At 45.7% G+C, this 20,587-nt stretch carries 16 protein-coding genes; 7 read left to right on the top strand and 9 right to left on the bottom strand.

Going from position 1 to position 20,587, the window contains the following annotated elements; all coding sequences use genetic code 11:
• Positions 1-1,313 (bottom strand): aminotransferase class I/II-fold pyridoxal phosphate-dependent enzyme (locus tag QUA56_RS24495; RefSeq protein ID WP_333362867.1); only part of this gene is annotated, 1,313 nt, incomplete at its 3' end.
• A gap of 228 nt (positions 1,314-1,541) precedes the next feature.
• On the opposite strand from QUA56_RS24495, the gene QUA56_RS24500 reads away from it, so the two are divergent.
• Positions 1,542-1,790: a gamma-aminobutyric acid A receptor, epsilon-like protein gene (locus QUA56_RS24500; protein WP_333362870.1), complete on the top strand. Its 249-nt coding sequence runs from the start codon at positions 1,542-1,544 to the stop codon at positions 1,788-1,790.
• Between the two features lie 134 nt (positions 1,791-1,924).
• Here the strand turns inward: QUA56_RS24500 and QUA56_RS24505 are convergent, their stop codons facing one another.
• The gene (locus tag QUA56_RS24505) at positions 1,925-2,281 is read right to left on the bottom strand and encodes a hypothetical protein (protein WP_333362873.1); all 357 of its coding nucleotides are present in this window, start codon (positions 2,279-2,281) and stop codon (positions 1,925-1,927) included.
• A 321-nt stretch (positions 2,282-2,602) separates the two neighbouring features.
• Here QUA56_RS24505 and ychF point away from each other — a divergent pair, with 321 nt between their 5' ends.
• Together ychF and QUA56_RS24515 are read left to right on the top strand one after the other, a co-directional pair.
• Positions 2,603-3,694, top strand: a complete 1,092-nt coding sequence (gene ychF, locus QUA56_RS24510) for a redox-regulated ATPase YchF (RefSeq protein WP_333362876.1) — start codon at positions 2,603-2,605, stop codon at positions 3,692-3,694.
• A gap of 21 nt (positions 3,695-3,715) precedes the next feature.
• The gene (locus QUA56_RS24515) at positions 3,716-4,081 is read left to right on the top strand and encodes a phage holin family protein (RefSeq protein ID WP_333362879.1); all 366 of its coding nucleotides are present in this window, start codon (positions 3,716-3,718) and stop codon (positions 4,079-4,081) included.
• Positions 4,082-4,262: 181 nt separating this feature from the next.
• Here QUA56_RS24515 and QUA56_RS24520 read toward each other — a convergent pair whose 3' ends face one another.
• From QUA56_RS24520 to QUA56_RS24530, 3 genes are all read right to left on the bottom strand, one after another.
• A complete protein-coding gene (locus QUA56_RS24520; RefSeq protein ID WP_333362882.1) occupies positions 4,263-4,694 on the bottom strand; it encodes an NUDIX hydrolase in 432 nt (143 codons plus the stop codon).
• Positions 4,695-4,889: 195 nt separating this feature from the next.
• Positions 4,890-5,342 carry a DUF3531 family protein gene (locus tag QUA56_RS24525; protein WP_333362885.1) on the bottom strand — a complete coding sequence of 151 codons (453 nt, stop codon included), beginning with the start codon at positions 5,340-5,342 and terminating at the stop codon, positions 4,890-4,892.
• Between the two features lie 15 nt (positions 5,343-5,357).
• Positions 5,358-6,374, bottom strand: a complete 1,017-nt coding sequence (locus QUA56_RS24530) for a Sll0314/Alr1548 family TPR repeat-containing protein (RefSeq protein WP_333362887.1) — start codon at positions 6,372-6,374, stop codon at positions 5,358-5,360.
• 433 nt (positions 6,375-6,807) lie between these two features.
• Between QUA56_RS24530 and QUA56_RS24535 the strand changes: the two genes are divergently transcribed.
• Both QUA56_RS24535 and rsmG read left to right on the top strand, forming a co-directional pair.
• Positions 6,808-7,479 carry an energy-coupling factor ABC transporter ATP-binding protein gene (locus tag QUA56_RS24535; protein WP_333125234.1) on the top strand — a complete coding sequence of 224 codons (672 nt, stop codon included), beginning with the start codon at positions 6,808-6,810 and terminating at the stop codon, positions 7,477-7,479.
• A 111-nt stretch (positions 7,480-7,590) separates the two neighbouring features.
• Positions 7,591-8,334, top strand: coding sequence for a 16S rRNA (guanine(527)-N(7))-methyltransferase RsmG (gene rsmG, locus QUA56_RS24540; protein WP_333362890.1), 744 nt, complete (start codon positions 7,591-7,593; stop codon positions 8,332-8,334).
• 260 nt (positions 8,335-8,594) lie between these two features.
• Here rsmG and QUA56_RS24545 read toward each other — a convergent pair whose 3' ends face one another.
• The 3 genes from QUA56_RS24545 to rpiA form a co-directional block, all read right to left on the bottom strand.
• Complete coding sequence (locus tag QUA56_RS24545; RefSeq protein WP_333362893.1) at positions 8,595-9,350, bottom strand: Fe-Mn family superoxide dismutase; 756 nt, start codon at positions 9,348-9,350, stop codon at positions 8,595-8,597.
• Positions 9,351-9,566: 216 nt separating this feature from the next.
• Complete coding sequence (locus tag QUA56_RS24550) at positions 9,567-10,751, bottom strand: aldo/keto reductase (RefSeq protein WP_333362896.1); 1,185 nt, start codon at positions 10,749-10,751, stop codon at positions 9,567-9,569.
• Between the two features lie 335 nt (positions 10,752-11,086).
• On the bottom strand, positions 11,087-11,803 hold the full coding sequence (gene rpiA, locus QUA56_RS24555; RefSeq protein ID WP_333362899.1) for a ribose-5-phosphate isomerase RpiA: 717 nt from the start codon (positions 11,801-11,803) through the stop codon (positions 11,087-11,089).
• A gap of 360 nt (positions 11,804-12,163) precedes the next feature.
• Here rpiA and QUA56_RS24560 point away from each other — a divergent pair, with 360 nt between their 5' ends.
• Positions 12,164-12,544, top strand: a complete 381-nt coding sequence (locus QUA56_RS24560; protein ID WP_333362902.1) for a glycosyltransferase — start codon at positions 12,164-12,166, stop codon at positions 12,542-12,544.
• A gap of 162 nt (positions 12,545-12,706) precedes the next feature.
• The gene (locus tag QUA56_RS24565; protein ID WP_333362905.1) at positions 12,707-15,961 is read left to right on the top strand and encodes a tetratricopeptide repeat protein; all 3,255 of its coding nucleotides are present in this window, start codon (positions 12,707-12,709) and stop codon (positions 15,959-15,961) included.
• Positions 15,962-16,469: 508 nt separating this feature from the next.
• Here the strand turns inward: QUA56_RS24565 and QUA56_RS24570 are convergent.
• A complete protein-coding gene (locus QUA56_RS24570) occupies positions 16,470-20,423 on the bottom strand; it encodes a PAS domain S-box protein (RefSeq protein ID WP_333362908.1) in 3,954 nt (1,317 codons plus the stop codon).
• Positions 20,424-20,587 lie beyond the last annotated feature (164 nt).

Here is a 20,587-nt window from a genome sequence, read left to right on the forward strand (position 1 = left end):
GGGGAGAGGGGGAGTGGGGGAGTGGGAGAGTGGAGGAGTGGGGGATGGGAAAAATCTTCCCTTTTTCCTTTTCCTTTTCCTTCTTCCTTCTTCCTTCTATCCTTTACATCCGTTACAGAATCCGTTGCCGAACTTCCTTCTTCTTTCTTCCTTCTTCCTTCTAAAAAAGTACAAGCTTTTATTAAATTGTCAATATCTGATTCTGTATTTCCCAAGCTGATAATAAATGTTAGATGTTGCGGCATTGGTAATTCTGCAGTGACTGCGAGTTCCGAGTGCAGAATTTCATCGGCGGCAAATCCCGTGATTCCTAAATCGGATACTTTTACTGTTAGCCTGGTGCGGTCTAATGCTGCAAAACCCGGTGTATTTAAGGGTTCTAAAACTGACAAGCCGGGAATTAGACTGATGCGCGATCGCGCTTTTTCTGCTAGCAGTAAAGTTTGGGTCATTAACTGTTCGCCGTGGAGTGCGATTTGTTGGCGGGCTGCGTCTAATGATGCTAATAGTATATAACTCGGACTGGTAGATTGTACTAACTGCAATGCTCTATTTAATTTTTGGATATCTATGCGATCGCCCTTGACGTGCAGCATCGATGCTTGTGTCATTGCACCGAGGGTTTTGTGGATGGATTGTACTGTTAAATCTGCACCGGCTGATAGTGCCGTTTCTGGCAAGTTTGGATGAAACTTAAAGTGCGCGCCGTGGGCTTCGTCTACTAATAACGGTATGTTGTATTGATGGGTAATTTGGGCGATCGCCCGCAAATCCCCGCAGACGCCGTGATAGGTTGGGTAAACTATCATTACTGCTTTGGCGTCGGGATGTTGTTCTAGGGCTGCTGCTGTGGCTTCTGGGGTGATGCTGTTGGCAATATCCCAATCCGGGTTGTACTCTGGATTGACAAAAATTGGAATTGCACCGGATAAAATTAAACCAGAAATCGCCGAGGAGTGGATATTTCGAGGCAAGATAATTTTATCGCTCGGGCCGCAAGTTGCTAAGATGGCGGCGATAATTCCGCAAGTCGAACCGTTTGCCAAAAACCGAGTTGATTGGGCTCCAAATGCTGCGGCGGCTAAGTCTTGAGCTTCGGCAATTGCACCTTCTGGGTTAAAGAGATTGTCTAACTCGGGCAATTCGGGCAAATCCGCTCGAAATACTGCCGCACCGAATAAGTCAACTAGCGGCCCTGAGATTCCTTGTCCGCGTTTATGTCCGGGGGCGTAGAATGGGGCGTGCGGGTGATTTGTGCGATCGCGCAAGGCATCTAATAGAGGCGTTTGTTGTTGAGAGTTTGCTGGTGACACGCTTAATCTTGATTGCTGTATTTGATATCTAGTTTAATACCGAAGGCATATTTTTATGCGACGTAACATTAAATTATAGCTATTTAGATAGATGTGTTAGCCACAATTTTAAATTTAATATAATGAGATTCAACAATCTGACCACTCAGTTGTTTTTGTTTAAAAATATAGGTATGAGTGGCAACAAAATGTTTGTGAGACATCTCTATTAGCGAGCAAAACAATAACATGATTTTTCCCGACCCTACTCCGTTTCCAGGCCCGCAGATTCCCAGTACCGAACCGGGGCTGCCGACTATACCCGCATCGCCACCAGTGCCGGGCCCCGTTCCCGAACCGATTCCCGGGATAGTACCGGAGCCCGTACCTGCGCCAATTCCCCAGCCCATTCCCGAACCGGTGCCGGAAACTGTACCCTCTCCAATTCCTCAGACGGTGCCCGGGCCAATTCCTCAGACAATCCCGGAACCTGTTTAAATTATGTTTTAGTCGATCGCGAAATTTAAGATTGTTTGTGAGGTCGATCGCAAAAACCGGGTTTCTCCAAAGTCCCCAATATTTTTGTTGAATATCAGACTTGAAAAAAACTCGGTTTTTGCGTAGATTATCGATTACTTGAAGTTGAGCGCAGTCTCTTTACAAAGGTCAACAGCATCCAACTCTGTGGATTTGCCATCAGAGTATTCCGCCCTGACATCGAAAACACAGCCCGCATCCGAGCCGCCGTAGTCAGCTTGATTCCACTCAAAATCTGCCTTTTCCCGATCGGCAATGGGGGCCTCTAGCTCGTTTTCTCCCCAAGTATCCTTATCGGGAGGAGAAATATAAACGGCTGTCATCGTCTTACCGCTGTTGTTAACCACCGAAATTTTGACCATCTCAGCGAAAACGCTAGCTGCTGTCAGCGCTAACAGGGGCAGCGACAGCCCCGCAGCGATCGTTACTTTGCTTAACCACTTGTTAACCATTTACCCTCATACCTCAAGTTCGATATTTATTCAAGCTTAGCTGTAGAAGTTAGAAGGGACAAGTCAATCGATTTTAGATTTTAGATTTTAGATTTTAGAATCGATCCCACGGATGAATTCGGGGGCGAGCACAAGATGATTCGGAGCTTTTTTTCTCCCTCCACGGATGAATCCTCTGGCCCCGGACCTAATTACTTTTGGTCAGATACAGCATATTCCAGATTCTGTAGGGACACGGCAATGCCGTGTCCCTACAGGGATTAATCTGTATATTGCTGATACTTATGATATTTTGAAACAGTGATATGTTTCTAAATACCTATGCTCACCGCCGGAATTGTCGGACTGCCTAATGTTGGCAAATCTACCTTGTTTAATGCTTTGGTTGCTAATGCCAAGGCGACTGCTGCTAATTTTCCTTTCTGTACGATCGAGCCAAATACAGGTATCGTGGCAGTGCCAGACGAACGGTTGAAGGTGCTGAGCAATATTTCCAATTCCGCGCAAACTGTGCCTACGCGCATGGAATTTGTGGATATTGCGGGTTTGGTGAAGGGGGCGAGTCAGGGGGAAGGACTGGGAAATCAGTTTTTGTCTCACATTAGGGCCGTGGATGCGATCGTCCACGTTGTCCGCTGTTTTGACAATGATGATATTATTCACGTTGCGGGTTCTGTCGATCCCCAGCGAGATATTGACATTATCAATCTCGAATTAATTTTAGCAGATTTAGCTCAAATTGAACGCAGGCTCGATCGCACTCGCAAGCTGGCCCGCAACAACAAGGAAGCTCAGGCAGAAGTGGATGTGCTAGAAAAATTGGTCGCTGTTTTAAATGCGGGGAAACCGGCGCGGCAGTACAGTTTCACAGATGAAGAAGCTGAATTAGTTAAAGGTTTAGAATTACTGACCAACAAACCAATTATCTATGCTGCTAACGTGTCTGAGGACGATTTAGCAACGGGAAATAGCTATGTCGAACAAGTGCGGGAAGTAGCAGAAGCAGAAAATGCTAAGGTTGTCATAGTTTCGGCGCAAGTTGAGTCAGAATTGGTGGAGTTATCCGAGGAAGAACGAACGGATTTCCTAGAATCTCTGGGGGTCAAAGAAGGTGGCTTAAAATCTCTGATTCGAGCTACTTACGAATTATTGGGTTTGCGGACTTATTTTACTAGCGGGCCGAAAGAAACTCGCGCTTGGACAATTATCGCGGGAATGTTAGCACCGCAAGCTGCGGGGGTGATTCACTCGGATTTTGAGCGGGGTTTCATCCGGGCCGAAACTGTAGCTTATGAAGATTTGGTTGCTACGGGCGCGATGAATGCAGCTAAGGAAAAAGGCTTAGTTCGCAGTGAAGGAAAAGAGTATATTGTACAAGAGGGGGATGTGCTGTTGTTCCGATTTAATGTTTAGCTTTTTTAAGGAGATGAACACATGGATATCGTTTCGCTGGCAATTGCTTGGCTGGTAACTTCGGTGAGCTTTTTTATTATTTCCAAGTTGCCCATCGGGGTGGACATTGACACTTTTGGAAAAGCGATGATTTCGGCGGCGGTTTTTGGATTGCTGAATGCTTTGGTGCGGCCGCTTTTTGTGGTTTTGGGTTTTCCATTTGTGTTGGTAACTTTTGGTTTGTTTATGATTGTTATCAACGCTGCTATCTTTGGATTGGCGGCTTGGCTAGTCGAAGGATTTCGCTTGCGGTGGGGAATTTGGAGTGCTTTGCTGGGGGCGATCGCCCTCGGTTTTATTAACTCTCTTCTCTATCAGGTGTTGAGTACGCTGCCTAGTGTAAGGTAGATAAATGTAACGCGCTGGCCGGAAGGAAGGGGCGGGTTTATTCATCCTGTTAGTCATAGCAAATATTTCGGGTGAAAAAGGTTTGTAGTTGCGCTTCAGCGCCGGTCGGCGCTGAAGCGCAACTACAAACCTAAAAATTGCTTGAAGACTGTGCCAGTTTGCCTTAGTCCTGTAGTTATTATTAGCCTTCGCAGTAATCGATAAAGTTGTCTGGAACTAAGCGCAATTTGCCCGATCGAAAGTGCTCGATCGGCATCCAAAGTGCGGTTAATTCGCACTCTCCGTCTACAAAAGCTAGACTCTCCAATTGATAAAATTTAGGCGCGGCAAAATCGCACTGATAGAGTTGTATTATTTCGTGTCCGGTATTGCCATTGAATACAAAAATGTTTTCCAAACAAGCCAAATATTTGATATTTGTTAACTCGGCTTGAATTTCTTCTTGAAACTCTCTTTGCAAAGCGTCGATGCTGTGTTCTCCGAATTCTATGCCACCGCCCAGAGCTCGGTAAAATGTGTCTTGTTTGACCGGATCGTCGCCTTCGTAAACGAAGATGCGATCGCCCGATCGAATTAATCCTAAAACAATTACGCGAACTTTACCTTTTTGCATAATTAGTTATCAGTCATCAGTCATCAATCATTAGTCATCAGTTAACTGGTTCCTAGGCTCTGCCTAGGAATCAATGTCCAGAGGCTCTGCCTCGCTTTCGGAGCAGGCAAATAGGAGGCAGAGCCTCCGGATCTGTGTTACCAGGCAGAGCCTAGTAACGAGTATAATCCGCCCCTAATGAGTAATGACTAATCACTAATTATCAGCAGCAAAAGACTCTCGACGGCGACTGCTGTCAACGGGCCAGTTTCTATTTTCCCCGCCAATAATGAGTTTTTCAATCGTTACGAATTCTTTGCTGAGTTGCTGGAAAACATTAATCAAAACATCGAGGCCGATCGCATCGCTAGTGCCCAAATCAAACCAGCAGCGAGCCCAAGAACCTTGATACTCCATTTCTCCCATATTGTGCATTAAAGCCATCATGCTTTGGTCGGCTAGATTAACATCGTAATTCATCTGACTGATATCTAAGCCTTCATCTTGAACTTGCAAATTTTCCGCATTAAAGCCTCCCAGTTTTCCCAAGAAAAACCAAGAGTCAAACACTTCTTCAACATACTGTTTTTCACCGTTTGAAGGTACGTTGCTGAACTTCAGCCAAATCCAGAGGTCAAAGGGATTAAACTCGCGAAACTCTACTTTCATAGTTTTTTGGTGTTGTTATAGTGGTGGTAAGGCCGCCGGCCCCCAGAGCCCATCTGCATCTCTAATTTTATCGCGCATCGGGTCACAGGCGCGAGATTGCCTGTCGAGACGGTTCCTGGTTTTGCACTGCTGAAAGAAGATTTCTGCTACTAAACTGCGCGGCAGTTGGTCGGGTTTTGCTAAGGCTGCGTCGAAGTTTTTTCTGGCTTCTTCAAGTAAGGTTTTGTTGCTGTCTTTCCCCTGGGATAGGGAAAACAATATTTGTGCTTTTAGATAGAGAATTTCTGGATTGTTGGGCGTTTCTGCTAGGGATTTGTTGGCAAATTCTAAAGCGCGATCGTACTTTTTCAAGTCTCGATAGCCTACTGCCATGCCGCGATAAGCTAAGTAGCGGGGAGAGGCTTTTTGTTCGAGTCTTTGAATGGCTTCGCTGGGGTTGGAAAAGGGCAGGTTTGTGGCTAACATTAAGTCCATGTAGCCTTTGAGCAAGTTGAGTTCTGGGTCGTTGGGAGCTATTTTTTCGGCGGCCTCTAGATATTGAAATACTACTCGCAGTTTGTTGAGAGCTTGGGGCGCGCCTTTAGCTGTTCCTTCTTTGGCTATAATGTTCGCCCCTTCTAGAAAGTGACCTGCTGCTGTGTAAATGTTGCCGCGTAATGGGTTAGTTTTGCTTAATTGTTCGGCGACTTCGCGGGTTTTTTGCGCGTAGGAATTCATCGAGTTTAAGTCCTGCTCGACGTATGATAGAGAGGCTGCCATCGCATAGGCGAGCGGTTCGTTTGGTTCGGTGGATAGTGCTTGTTGAACTTGTGCTTTTGCTTGTTTGTAGTTTCCTTGCTGAAACATTGTTTTGAAAGCGGTTTCGGTGTTGGGCCCGATCGCCTGCGGGTTGATCGCGCGAAAGGGATCTCCCGCTACTGCTGAGTTAATCGAGATACTCAGGGCGATCGCTCCTGCACAGGCGATCGCCCGCACTGTCTGTTTAGAACTTAACATTTGCTTGCCAAGCGATACTAAAGGGGTTTTCGTCATTGTCAATTTTCTGAGTGGAATATATTGTAAACTAGAAACTTGAGAGTTAAAATCTCAGACTCTCAGACCGCGACAAAAAAATAGTGAAATTTGCTTGATTTTTTGATGTTGTTGCGGTATATTTTAATAATGGAAGTGTGAGTTTTCATATATGAACGAACAGATTTCCATTATTAAAATATACCATTAAAAAACTTAAAAATCAAACGCCAATGCTGAAAACAAAGGAAATTTTTGTTAAGATTTATGTAAAATAATTGTGGGCGATCGACCCAGCCAAAAACAGCTTAACTATCAATAGCACAATCAGGAGTTCCCCGATCCAACAATAACTATTTTTCTGATTGTTGACTGTTGACTGTTAACAACTGCCAACTGCCAACTGCCAACTGCCAACTGCCAACTGCCAACTGCCAACTAACAACTGCCATTAATGCTTTATCTAAAAAACTTAGTATATCATCCTACAGCCTGTCCGAATGCTATTCTGAAAAATATTAACTTAGAACTTCCCTCGCAGCAAATGGGGCTGATTGTGGGCCGCAGCGGTTCCGGCAAAAGTACGCTCTTAGAAATATTAGCAGGTTTAGCGGAAAAAACTAGCGGCGACATCCGCTGGCGGGAACAAGAATTAACACCGGAACACTTGCAACAGTTAGGAGGGTTAGTGTTCCAGTTTCCAGAAAGGCATTTTTGCGGAGGCACAATTTTAGAAGAATTGCGACTGGGACATCCTGAATTGGGACAAGAACAAATCAACAAAGCAATGGCAGAAGTGGGACTCGGACATTTGCCGCTGCGGGCTTCCCCCCACGCTTTGAGCGGCGGGCAACAGCGGAGGGTAGCCCTGGCAGTGCAGTTAATTCGGCAGCCGCATTTGCTACTATTGGACGAACCGACGGCGGGTTTGGATTGGTCGATGCGGCGGCAGTTGGTAAGCTTGTTGAGCAAGTTGAAAAGTCACTGGACTTTGTTGATTGTTACTCACGATGCTAGCGATTTGCTGAGCGTTGCCGATCGATTTTGGACTTTAGACCACGGGGATTTGCAGGAGGTCGATCGGGCTAAGTTAGAAGCTAAGGAAACGAGTTTTGTGAGTCATTAGTCATCAGTCATCAGTCATCAGTCATTAGTTAGTGCGGGCGGGTCGATCGCATTGTGAAGCATTTTTGGGCGAAGAGAATTTGCATAGTTTAGGAAAGAGTGGCAATACAAGATGAATCAGATTACAATGCCTGTGCTACCGGAGATGAATGAGTTGTGGCAGCAAACGCTGAATTGGCAGCCGCATGAGTCGCAGCAGCAACAATTTCAGCGGCTTTATGAGTTAATTGTCGAGGGAAATCGCTCCTTGAATTTAACTCGAATTACTGAGCCGATGGAGTTTTGGGAAAAACATTTGTGGGATTCTCTGCGGGGAATTGCGAGACTGCTGCCAGCTAATCACAATTCGGCGGAAAATCCCGAATTGTCCGCCGAGTCGGTGCAGAAAGCGATCGACATTGGGACTGGTGGGGGTTTTCCAGGTCTGCCGATCGCGATCGCCCTGCCGCATTTATCAGTTACTTTGCTCGATTCTACCCGCAAAAAAATTACTTTTTTGGAAACAGTTTTGCCGTCTTTAGGGATAGAAAATGCTGCAACTTTGTTAGGCAGATCCGATGAAATTGCCAGAGCGCCACAGCACAAACAAGCTTACGATCTAGCATTTCTCCGAGCAGTTGGAGCCGCTCCTCTCTGCGCTAAATGCGCGCTGCCCCTGCTAAAAAATGGCGGTTTGGCTGTACTTTACCGTGGGAATTGGACGGTGGAGGAAGAAACGGAGTTGCAAAGGGCGATCGAGCATTTGGGCGGCACAGTTGAGTCAGTCGAAGCATTCACAACGCCGACAAGTCAGGGGGCGCGGCACTGCGTTTACTTGCGGAAAGTTGTACAGCAGTTCGATCGTCCCATTCGGTAGCTAGTAGGGACACGGCAGTGCCCGTTAGTGTCAACTTAATGTCAAAAGTAGTGTTAGTATACCGTCTACCGATTAGGTCCCGATCCCCCCTAACCCGCCTTAATAAGGGGGGGACAAGAAATATTCTCAAAGTCCCCCTTATTAAGGGGGATTTAGGGGGATCGAGACTGGGCTAAAAGCGAGATTTCTCAGGGGTTTCAGTCTTAAGTTGACACGAAGAAGGGCACGGCGCCGTCTGCTTTATTTCATCTAATCGAAAACTACCCGATCGCCTTTTCGTAGCGCTTGTTAATTTCTGTCCAATTAACAACATTCCACCAAGCCTTTAAGTAGTCAGCGCGCAGGTTTTGATATTTGAGATAATAAGCGTGTTCCCAAACATCGTTACCCATAATTGGATAGTTGCCATCTATCAAAGGAGTGTCTTGATTGGCAGTAGTTGTAATCTCAAGTTTGCCGGCTTTATTGCGGACTAGCCAAACCCAACCGCTGCCAAAACGCTTAGTGCCGGCATCGTTAAATTTTGCTTTAAAATCCTCAACACTGCCGAAAGTTTGCTTAATTGCTGTTGCAATTGCCCCTGTCGGTTCGCCGCCGCCTTTGGGACTCATGATTTCCCAAAACATACTGTGATTTAGGTGTCCGCCGCCATTGTTGCGAACTGCTGTGCGAATATCTTCCGGCACTTTGCTCAAATCTCGCAGCATATTTTCCGCAGTGATATTTTTGAGTTGCGGGTATTTGCTGACAGCATCGTTGAGGTTTTTAACGTAAGCGGCGTGGTGTTTGTCGTGGTGAAATTGCATTGTGCGCGCATCGATGTGCGGTTCTAAAGCATTGTATTCGTAAGGCAGAGGCGGGAGTGTAAAAGGCCCGGGAGTTTGAGCTATTTTTGGGCTTTCTGCAACTGGACTTGCTTGGGATACATTATTTCCTGACGCTTGGCAAGCACCTGCGGTAATAGCTCCGACGGTGGCCGTCAGCAAATACAAGAAATCTCGGCGTTTGAGAGTCATAAAAAGTACCTAAGTGAATTATTAACTGTTTTATCTCAGATTGAAGCAAAATGGGAGTGAGTTTAGAAAAAAAGTTCGATCGCCCGAATGGATGAGACGGATGGGCGATGGTTGTGAGAGTTTCTCAAGTATAGGCTAATTGTGTGCGCGTCACTAAATCTCACGCGCTCCGGTTAACCAACCCGGTTTCTCTCTCGAAACCGGGTTTTTTTTAGATTATTTTTGGGACAAGCGCTGGATGGCTTCGCCTCCAAAAAGCCGATCGGCTGCTTGAAGAATACCGGGAATTTTAGCAGCGTGGGGACTGTGGGCGAGACAGCGGCGCAAGTCTAATTCATCGAGGCGATCGGCTTTTTTGCCCGGAAACCAGTGCCCCGCATTACCTAAAAGGTTGTAGCGCATCTTGCAATAGTCGATCGTATCGTAAGCCTGCGCCAAATTCCACAGCCACAAAATCACATAAATATTAATACCTCCAGGAGTATTTTCTATAGTTGGTAAACCGACGTGCCAAGTCTTAAACCAATCTTCTCCTAATTTATTAATTGCTGCATCTTCCAACCGGGCTAATATCGGTGGCAATATTTCATCGGCTTTATCTAACAATTCTACAGCTTTAAGATGCTCGTTAAAATCTTCAGGTTTTGCTGCGCCCAAACTCAAAGTGTGTACTTGCGGATGCGACAAACAAAACAAATCGTTAAACACGATCGGACTCAGCGGATAGCACAAATCTACCAATTTTTGCGGCGGGCTGTAAAGTTGACCGCCTTTGTCGGAAGGACTGATAATAAAAACGCCCATATCGTGACGTTTAGCAGCTTCAATAGCCAACCAATTAATTTGATTGATGTAGTACCAGTGCAAGTTAAGATAATCAAATTGATTAGTTTCAATTGTTTTGACTATCACATCCGTCGGGCCGTGAGTTGAGAAACCAATAAACCTAACTTTCCCTTCTGCTTGCAACTTTCTCGCCACATCCATGCAGCCGCCCGGACGCATGGACTCCTCTAGCAATTCCCACGTATTAATGCCGTGCAGCGACAGTAAATCGACGTATTCCAGTTGCAAATAAGCTAAGGATTTCTCAAATTCTTCGCGAAACTCTTGGGAGTTTGGTTTGGGATTAACTTTCGTTTGCACTATCAACTTTTCGCGGGGAATTTTCGGGAAAATCCACCCCAATTGCATTTCGGAAGTGCCGTAACCGCGAGCAGTTTCTATGTGATTGATGCCGCATTCAACCGAGTAGCGAATCGTCGCTTCTAGATTTTGTTGATTGTCTGGCGGAATTTCATTGGCTGGCACGTCTTGCCATTTGTACTGATATCTCATCCCACCGCAGGAAAAGACGGGCATGGATAATTCTGTGCGACCGAATCTGCGATATTGCATCATAAACAGTTGACAGTTGACAGTTGACAGTTGACAGTTGACAGTTGATAGATGAAGTGCCTGGTTTTTAGGATAGAGATTTATACACCACCCTAAAAATATTCCTCCGTCATAGAGGGGTTTAAACCCTGAATTTTGACAATCAAAGTCAAGTTAAGCTGAAGTGCATTTAAATTGTATAGTCAAATTTAAGAAAAGTCTTGTGGGGTGGGCGTCTCGCCCGCCCTAAAAATACAATTTAGATGCGGAACAGCTTAACTCCCATATTGCAGCATTCTCCTGAACAGGCAAGATGCCTGTTCCACAAAGAGTTTTTGAGTACCAGCGGGAAGTTTTGACTATTTAGAAATCTCCCGTACTACGGGTTTTCCATCTTTGATTTCGCCGACTAAAACTAAGTCTGTACAGTCTACAAACAAACCATTTTCTAACACGCCGGGAATATTATTCAAGCTTTTTTCCATTTCTCCGGGGTTGGCAATGTCATCAAATTGGACATCGATTACCATATTACCTTGATCGGTAATTACCGGGCCTGCTTTTTTCACGCCCATGCGGAGTTCTGGTTTGCCTCCCAATTTTTCAATGGCGCGCATCACTGGTGTTAATGCCATCGGTATAACTTCGATGGGCACGCGAAAAGTCGAACCCAATTTATCTACGATTTTGGAACTGTCAACTACTACAATAAACTGAGTTGCGAGGTAATCGACTACTTTTTCGCGGGTGTGGGCTGCGCCGCCACCTTTAATTAAGTTGAGGTGGGGATCTACTTCATCAGCGCCGTCAATAGCAACATCAATTCTGTCAATTTCATCTAGTGTTGTCAGCGGTACTCCGTACTGTTTGGCTAACACTTCTGATTGAAAAGATGTCGGCACTCCTTTGATATCTTTGAGTTCACCTGATTTTATGCGATCGCCCAATGCTTGAATAGTATAAGCTGTAGTTGACCCGGTGCCGAGTCCGACAATCATACCAGATTTTACGCGATCGGCTGCAGCAAAGCCGACTTGCTGTTTCATCAATTTTACGGGGTCTTGTTCTGTGGTCATGTTCGGTACTCCTCAATAGTTTTAAGATTATACCATCCGGGCTTTGTATTCCTCCAAGATGTCAATAACGATCGAGAAATCAATGCTGGCGATGCCTTTGTATTTGTCAGCGACTGGCTGCGCGAGCAATTTCACCGGCGTTTTGGGATTGACTCCAATCGCAGTTATGTTTTAAGAAATGCGATCGCACCTTGTTTTGCTAACATTTTCGCCGATAATATTTCTATCCTCTATCATAAATCTCGACCGCCCATTCTAGCTTAGACCAGCACTCCATTTCGCGGACTCGATATTTTGTTAAAAGTTTTTCCCCAAATTTTTCAAGCTGTCCCCGGAACCAGATTATAAGTATTTTCCAGCATGAAAGTAGACCAAATAGACGACAATAATAACGAGCTTTTTTTCGGTCAACTTTACCGCCAGTGTCAGGAAACTGAAGGCGTCGAGTACGTCGGTTCCGTACCGCAACCCGAACTCGTCCGGCAACTGCGTTCAGTCGCGGTTTTAGCTTACCCGAATACCTATTTGGAAACGTCATCTATTGCCGCGATGGAGGCGATCGCCAGCGGTTGCCGGATTGTGACGAGTGAATTGGCAGCTTTGCCGGAAACAACTGCTGGATTTGCCCGTCTAGTTTCAATGTCAGGGGTGGAAAACTTGGCATCGGTAACTAATTGGAACCGTGCTGGTAAACCGGATTGGGAGGGATATACAAGGCGGTTTTTAGAGGCAACAGTCTGAGTTTTAAAAGAAGACGCGGGTGCAGGGGGCGCAACTGCTGAAACTTGTCTGAGACAGCAGGTAGAATATATAAATCGAGGGTGTACTTGGTCTGTGCGTTCCTGAGAGTGGGTAGAATGGTTGAATAGTATTACTGTAGAACCTGTAAGAGTGGCAGAGCAAATGATAACGGAGTCGTTAGTGGATTTAGAAGCAGCTCAAGCATATTTTGTAAAGGGAAATCGGCTGAAAGATCGAGGTAATCTCGGTGGCGCCATTGAGAACTATCAGAAAGCTTTAGAGTTCAATCCAGGAGATGCGGAAGTTCATAAAAAGTTGGCGGAAGTTTATGTTTTGCAAGGAGAGTTTGCCAGGGCGATCGCCTCTTGCAATCTCGCAATTAAATTCAAACCAAATTTTGCTGCAGCTTACTTGACAGCGGGCAATGCCCTGCACAGTCAAGGCCAACTGGAAATGGCAATTAAAGCTTACTTGCAAGCTTTAGAAATTCAGCCAAAATTTGCCGAAGCTAGCGCGAATCTCGGCAGTATGTATTACAAGTTAGGGCAATTGGAACAGGCGGCAAATTCTTACCAAAAAGCTCTTGCCATTAATCCTCAATTGTGCTCGGTTAATTTGATGCTTGGCAGCGTTTTGCAGCAGCAAGGAAACTTAGATGCAGCAATTGCTTGCTATCAAAAAGTGCTGCAACTGCAACCGGGAGATGCCAGCGCTGCTGAAAAACTATCGAGTTCGATCGCACAAAAAGAGCGGGAAACTACCGACAGCAAATTTATCGAATTAGAAACAGAATCAGGCGAACAGCAACCAGTATCTGTCAACAAAGATGAAGGCTACGGCTTGCAGCCTTCGAGCATAAATTTGCCGCCAGCGCCAACCACTGAGACTTTAAATACTCCGTTTACAAACCCCACCGAAGTTTCCGAACAAGTTATCTCGCTTAATGTTCCAGATAGCGGACAAGTTGCCAATTATCAAGAAGTAGAACCCTACAAAAAACTGGCCGAAAACTTTTTAGTTCAAGGTAAAATTAAAGAGGCGATCGCAGCTTGTCAGCAAGCGCTAAAAATTCGACCGGATTTCATTCACGCTTACGTAACTTTAGGGAATGCTTTGCAAGCCGGAGGCAAAATTGAAGCTGCGATTCGATCGTATTCTCAAGCCCTAGAATTGCAGCCAAATTTTGCGGAAGTGCGCGCCAATATCGGCAGTATGTATTTCAAAATGGGGCGTTTGCCAGAAGCGATCGCCCATTACCAGCAAGCCATTGCCCTCAGTCCAGATTTAGCGGGAGCTCACTGGAATTTAGGGAAAGTATATCACAAACACGGCAACATCGAAGCTGCGATCGCCTGTTTTAAAAGAACATCCGAACTCAACCCGCAGCTAGTCGGTGCCGACTTCCACTTTAACTTAGGTAATCGACTTTTCAGCCAAGGAAAGCGCGACGAAGCCATCGAAAGCTACGAAAAAGCGATCGCCATTAAACCGGATTGGGCCGAAGCTTACGGTAACATCGGCAGCGCGCAATCTCAGCGAGGCAATCTCGATGCCGCCATCGCTTACTATCAGAAAGCTGTAAGTTTAAAGCCGGAATTAGAAGTTTTGCACTTCAATTTAGCCAATTCTTTTTTACAGCAAAACAAGTACGAAGAAGCGATTACTAATTATCAAAACACTCTGAAAATTAAGCCCGACTGGCCGGAAGTTCACGCTAACCTCGGCAGTTGTTTTTCCATGCAGGGGCGGCTGGAAGAAGCTTTAGCCAGCTATCAGCAAGCCCTGGCATTGAAACCGGATTGGGCAGAGGTTTACTGCCGGATGGGACACATTCAGAAACAAGATAAGCCGTTGGAGGCGATCGCCAATTTTGAAAAGGCGATCCAATGCAACCCCAAATTCAGCGAAGCCCACCAACAACTGTGCGACTTGCTAAGCCATTCCACCAACCTTGCTGGAGCCCGCAACGTCGCCGACAAATACTGCGAAAACTGCGGCGATGTCGCCCCAGTCATGTCAGCTACAGCTTACGTCTTTTCCTACCTGCAATCAGGTGTCAGCAAACAGGCAATTCAGAAACTCGAAGAAATCGAAAACCTCTGCTACGAAAAGGTCGAAACCTTTAGCGTAATCGAACTAAAACTGCTCTACGAAATCTTCCTATTTGCAGTTTCCCACCTGCGAGACAACCGCGAAAAAAATGCCAGTTTCTACAGACTAATTGCCAAAGAATACTACAAAAAAGCCGTCCCGCATCGCCCGGTGAACAGAATCAAAGCCGCCAATAATCCGGGACAAAAACATTTGAAAATTGGCTTTCTATCCAAACATTTTCGCCGCCACTCGGTAGGTTGGTGCAGCGAAGCTTTAATTCGCGAATTAAGCCGCATCACCCCCCACGTTCACCTTTACGTCACCGGGAAACTCAACCGAGATGAAGTTACGCAGCGGTTTGAAGAAATGGCGGGCAAGTTTTACTGGCCGAAAAAATATCCAAATGGCTTTGCTGACGGCGGCGAAATCCTCGCCGAAGTAGCGCAAGACAACTTGGATGTTTTGATAGACTTAGACTCGATGACAGTGCCAACAAATGTCGAAGTCCTATACCAATATCCTGCGGGGATTTGCGTTTCTTGGCTGGGATTCGACGCGCCCTACATTTCAGACAATCACTACTTTCTGTGTGACGAACACACTCACCCCCCTGGTGTTGAAAAAAATTATTTAGAACAGTTAGTAAGATTGCCTGTTTGTTCGGTAGCAATTAGCGAACTGCCAAGCATTCCTGTGAATCGAGAGGCGATTAGAAATGCTCTCGGAATTGGCTTGGATCAAATGACTTATCTGTGCGTTGCTCCGGGCAGAAAAACCAATCCCGAAATGGTACGAGCTCAAGTTAAAATCCTTAAGGAAGTACCAGATAGTTTGTTAATCCGCAAAGGTCAAGGCGACCCCGATATTATTCACAGCACTTACCGCGAAGAATGCGAAATTCAGGGAGTAGATTTTGCTCGGATTAAGTTTATAGGGCAAACCAGAAGTGAAGAAGAACACCGGGCTATTTATTATGTAGCCGACGTGCTTTTAGATTCCTATCCTTACAACGGGGGGACTCACAATTTAGAGGCTTTGTGGGCGAATTTACCAGTGGTAACTAGATCCGGCGACCAATATCTTTCGCGGATGGGTTACGCTTTTCTGAAAAGTGCAAATCTCGATGTGGGTGCGGCGTGGAGTTGGGAAGAATACACGCAGTGGGGAGTTAAGTTTGGCCGCGATGCTGGTTTCAGAAATGCGGTGAAAGAGCATTTAGTAAAGTCGAAGCAGCCAGAACATCTCGCACCTTTGTGGAATCCTAAAAAGTTGGCTGAGGATATGTATGAGGTGTTTCAAAAACTGTTGACGGTTGACGGTTGACTGTTATAAGTTATTGGTTATTTGTTATTTGTTACTGGTTTGGGGCTGCTAACAACCAATAACCAATAACTTAGTCTGCACAGTCAACAGTCAACAGTCAACAGTCAACAGTCAACTCTTTTTATAAAGTTTTGTAAAAAAAACCGTGAAAATGCATAAAAAATCCGCGCGGAGTCTGATAGATAAATAGCTGATTCATAGTACCGCGATCGCACTAACTTTATGCCAGTTAGGGCGATCGCTTTTTTAGTAACACCAGTTTCAAAAAAAATGCAACTGCAGACAAGCTCCAAACCACGAGCTTCATCAGTCATTCCCAAATCTAAAATCTAAAATTTAAAATCTAAAATAACATGGCTGCTGACAAGCGAATTTCTTGATGGTACAAGCCCCCAGATTTATCCGTGGAATCAATCGAAAGCATCTCAAATCTAAAATCCTCAAGCCCCCGAATTTATCTCGCGCAAGTCAATCTAAAATCTCAAATCTAAAATCTAAAATCGAATGACTAATCACTAATAGCCACTCGATCGCGCCCACCAGACTTAGCTCGATACAGTGCCTTATCTGCAGCTTCAATCAACATTTTCGGGGAGTTTTGAATTTCCGAAACGCCCGCAACTCCCAAGCTGAGAGTCACACAATCGCTGACAAAAGACTTGATGTGGGGAATTGCCAAGGCTTTGACGCGGCTGCGGATTCCCTCAGCAAAAGCCTGTGCAGTCGCGATATCCGTATTTGGCAAAATTACCCCAAATTCCTCGCCGCCGTACCTAGCAGCCAAATAGAGGCGTTCTGCGGGTGCGTTATTGCAAGCATCCTCAATCGCCCGCGCCACTTGCTGCAAACAAGCATCCCCGGCCTGGTGGCCGTAATTGTCGTTGTAAAGTTTAAAACAGTCAATGTCGCACATAATCAAAGATAGCGGTTCCGAATAGCTCGACTGCTCCCATTCCCGATCGATCACCTCGTCAAATCGGCGGCGGTTAGCTAGCTTAGTCAGACTGTCTAAATTCGCCAACCCGTCCAACCGCTGGTTGACAGCAGATAGCTGCTGGTAAAGTAAAGATTGTTCGATCGCGATCGCCACTTGAGTGCCCAACTGACTCAACAAATCCAGGTCAAACTGTTGCCACTTGCGAGGTGCCGAACAGTGGTGGGCAATCAACAAACCCCACAACTTCGGCACTTGACAAGAAGGATTGCCGTCGCGGTGTTCGATTCGCTGCTGCACGATGGGCACGACCAAATTAGCCTTCACCTGACACTCGGCCAAAAAATCAATGTGACACTTGCTCAAATTAGAACCCTGAATATCCTCTACGGCGCGAATGCGGCCCTTTAAATACTGTCCGATGTAAGTATTGGCAAAACAGCAGTCGTCAAATGTCATCCCCATCAGCGGCATCCATCCTTTTCCAACCGACTCCACCACCACATCTCCGTTCCAGTCGGGTCGGAAGCAGAAAATCAGCACCCGATCGGTTGCCAAAAACTCCCGCACTTCCGCTACTGTAGTTTTGAGAATATCTTGGATATCCAGAGAAGAACGGATGCGCGATTGAATCTGCGCGATCAGGCGTTCCCGTTCTATTTGTTGCCGCAGCGCGACTTGGGCTCGCTTGCTTTGAGTAATGTCCCGACCTTCCGGCAGCAGCAATACTATTTTGCCTGTTTCATCCGCGACCGGTTTGAGAGAAAAATCAACAGTTGCCGTCCGATTTACACCTTGAACTTCCACTTCATAGCGGACAAATTCGCCTTTTGCCGATCGAGAAATCGCCTCTTGCAACTGTTCCCGAACTTCCTCAGAATCTCCCCACCAAGGCAAGAGCCAAAACGGTCTATTTGCCACATCTGGCAGCTTAATTCCCGCGAAATCCAGAGAAGTTTGGTTAGCTTCCAGCAGAGTACCGTCCGGTTTCAACAAGCTCACAAATTGGAACGAAGAATCAAAAATTGCCCGAAAGCGCCTTTGAGAATCTCCCAACATTGCTGTCACCTTTTCGCGAGAGGTCATATCGCGGAAGCGCCACACCCTGCCAATAATATTTTGTCCGACTCGAATCGGCTGCGTGTAGCGCTCAAAAGTGCGGCCGTCTTTAAATTCTAGAATATCGCAGGCTTCAGACTCCGCATCGCTATAAATTTCTTTAACTCTCTGCAAAAAAGCCTTCGGATCTTTCACTTGCTTGGTGAGAAATGTCAGCCGCACCGTTTTATCCATTGAGTTTCTAACTTCTTCATCAATTCCCCACATTTGGACTAACTTTTCGTTAAAACTAATCATTTCTCCGGCGGTAGTAACGGCGAGAATGCCGTCGGCTGTTGCTTCCAGGATAGCGTGCAGCAGAGAGCGCTCGCGCTCTAATTCTGCTGCTAATAATTTGCATTCCGTGAGGTCTCGCACTGCTTTCACCTGCACTAAACGACCTTCCAAAATCGCGAATTTACTGCGAACATCAGCAGGAAAAGCAGTTCCATTTCGCCTGAGAAAAATTGTTTCACAGATTGTATTGCTGGCTGCGGAAATCATTTGCGGCGCCTGTTTGTATGATTTCGGCGACAGCAGTTCCAGCAAGCTAATTCCCGCCATTTCCGCAGGTTCGTAACCGAACAGTTCAGCAAAGTTGCTGCTGACGCTCAAAATTGTGTCGCGGTCAGCGATGGCAACTGCTTCAAAATAAGCTTCGCATTCGAGCAAGCGTGCTGCTGCTGTGCCGTTGCCATTTACGGCTGAATAACTGTTATTAATTAGCTGTTTCAGTTGCATATTTGCCGAGTACAAAGCGGCCATAGCTTGTCGGTACATAGCAGTACGTTTTTCGACTTTTTCTGCGAGGCGATCGCGATATTCTCGCAGTTCTTTTTCGACTCTAATTATATCAGTAATATCTACTGCAAACACGATCACGCCAGAGACTTGACCTGTTTCGTCGCAGTAAGGTATTTTATCTGTCCGCACCCAGCATTTTTGACCCGAGACCGTTGGCAGCAATTCGACTTTTCCTTGTTTGGGAACGCCGGAATTAATTACTTCCAAATCTTCTAAATAATATTGCTCTGCTTCGTCTGGATAAATTTCATAAAAAGATTTTCCTTCTAATTGAGCAGCAGGCAAACCTCTCGATGCAGCAGCGGCTTTATTAATTCGCAGCAGGCGGCTTTCGGTATCTTTGTACCAAATCATCGCCGGCACAGAATCAAAAATAATTTGCTGTTCTTGTTGCTGCCGGAGCATTTCTGCTTCTACTTGTTTTCTTTTAATTATTTCTTTTTGCAGTTTTTTGTTGGATTTTTTGAGTTCGGCAGTGCGTATTTCTACTCTTTTTTCTAGTATATCGTAGTATTGAATCGCCAATTTTTGCTGCTGTTCGCGCCGCATTGCTTCTAATTTAAAGCTTTCGCTATCAGACAAACTTGATGATACAAAGTCGGCTAAAATTTGGGTTAATTCATGTTCTTTTTTCGTCCACTCACTGCCGGAACTCTGGCGTTCTACGCTGACTATTCCCGCCATTTGACCTGCCAGTACAATCGGTACGTTTAACAGGGAAGTCGTACCCCCAGCGCCAAAAAAATAAAAACCGGCAAGTTCTCGCGTTCTTGGGTCATTTTCGGCCGCCACAGTTGCGATCGCACTTGCGGATTTTAAAGCTTGAAAATACGCCGGACATTCGGCGGCTGCGATAATTATTTGTACGGAATGGAGTTTAGTATTCTGTTCGTAAAGGTCGATGCAGTGAAGCTGCGTTTTGTCTTCGCCGTACAACCAAATACTGGCTCGCTCGCAGTTGACAATACTGACAGCGGTTTCTGTTACTTCGCGGATGAATTCTTCTGGATTGTTGCGTTCTTTAAGTTGACTTTTGGCTAATTTTGCGATCGCTAAAGTTGGACTGCGCCAATTTTCTCTCTGGTTGGGCGGCGTGGATGACTGCGAAGCGGCCTTAATTTCTTCGCAAACTAAAAGTACAGCCGGCCGCTGGAAATTGGCAATTGAGCGACCATCGCTATTTTCCTCTATTTTCCAGTCTACCGCAGGCATGGCGCGGGCGGTTGCTTTTACCCTAATAATCCTGCCGTTTTTGCAAGTCAAGTAACCTTCCCAAGAGACAACTTTTGGAGTTGGCGTACCGTTTTCCGGCTGGGCAAATCCGGCAAATTCAGCTTGCATTTTCCCTTGCTCTTGGCAGTAAAATATGTTAAAAATTGAATGACAAATTAATTCCTGCGATTTGTAGGCGAGGCGAGACGCGCCGAATTGATTGAGCGAAAAAACTCTTCCCAAAGCGTCTAAAACGAAGTAAATGCCCGGAAAATTGTCGTAGAGAGTTCGATACCAATCCTGTTCGACTTGTTGGCTGCACGAAAGTTTTACTGCCGCGATTTCGCAGTCCGTGTCGGTCAAGTGAGAATTGTTGGTTTCTGGGTTGCTTGAATGACTTTTTTTAGCAAACACTTTTAGCTTAACTCGACTGTAATTAATTTTACTTTCTGGAATTTAACTTTCTTGTGAAACTAAATTAAACCTGTGGTATAAAAAACGTTACAAATTGTAACAAAAATATAACTTGTCCAGCGAGCTGGTTTTCGCTTCCCAATGCAACCCTTGTGTTTCTTTGT

Source organism: Microcoleus sp. N3A4, assembly GCF_036701805.1.
Taxonomy (GTDB): Bacteria; Cyanobacteriota; Cyanobacteriia; order Cyanobacteriales; family Microcoleaceae; genus Microcoleus.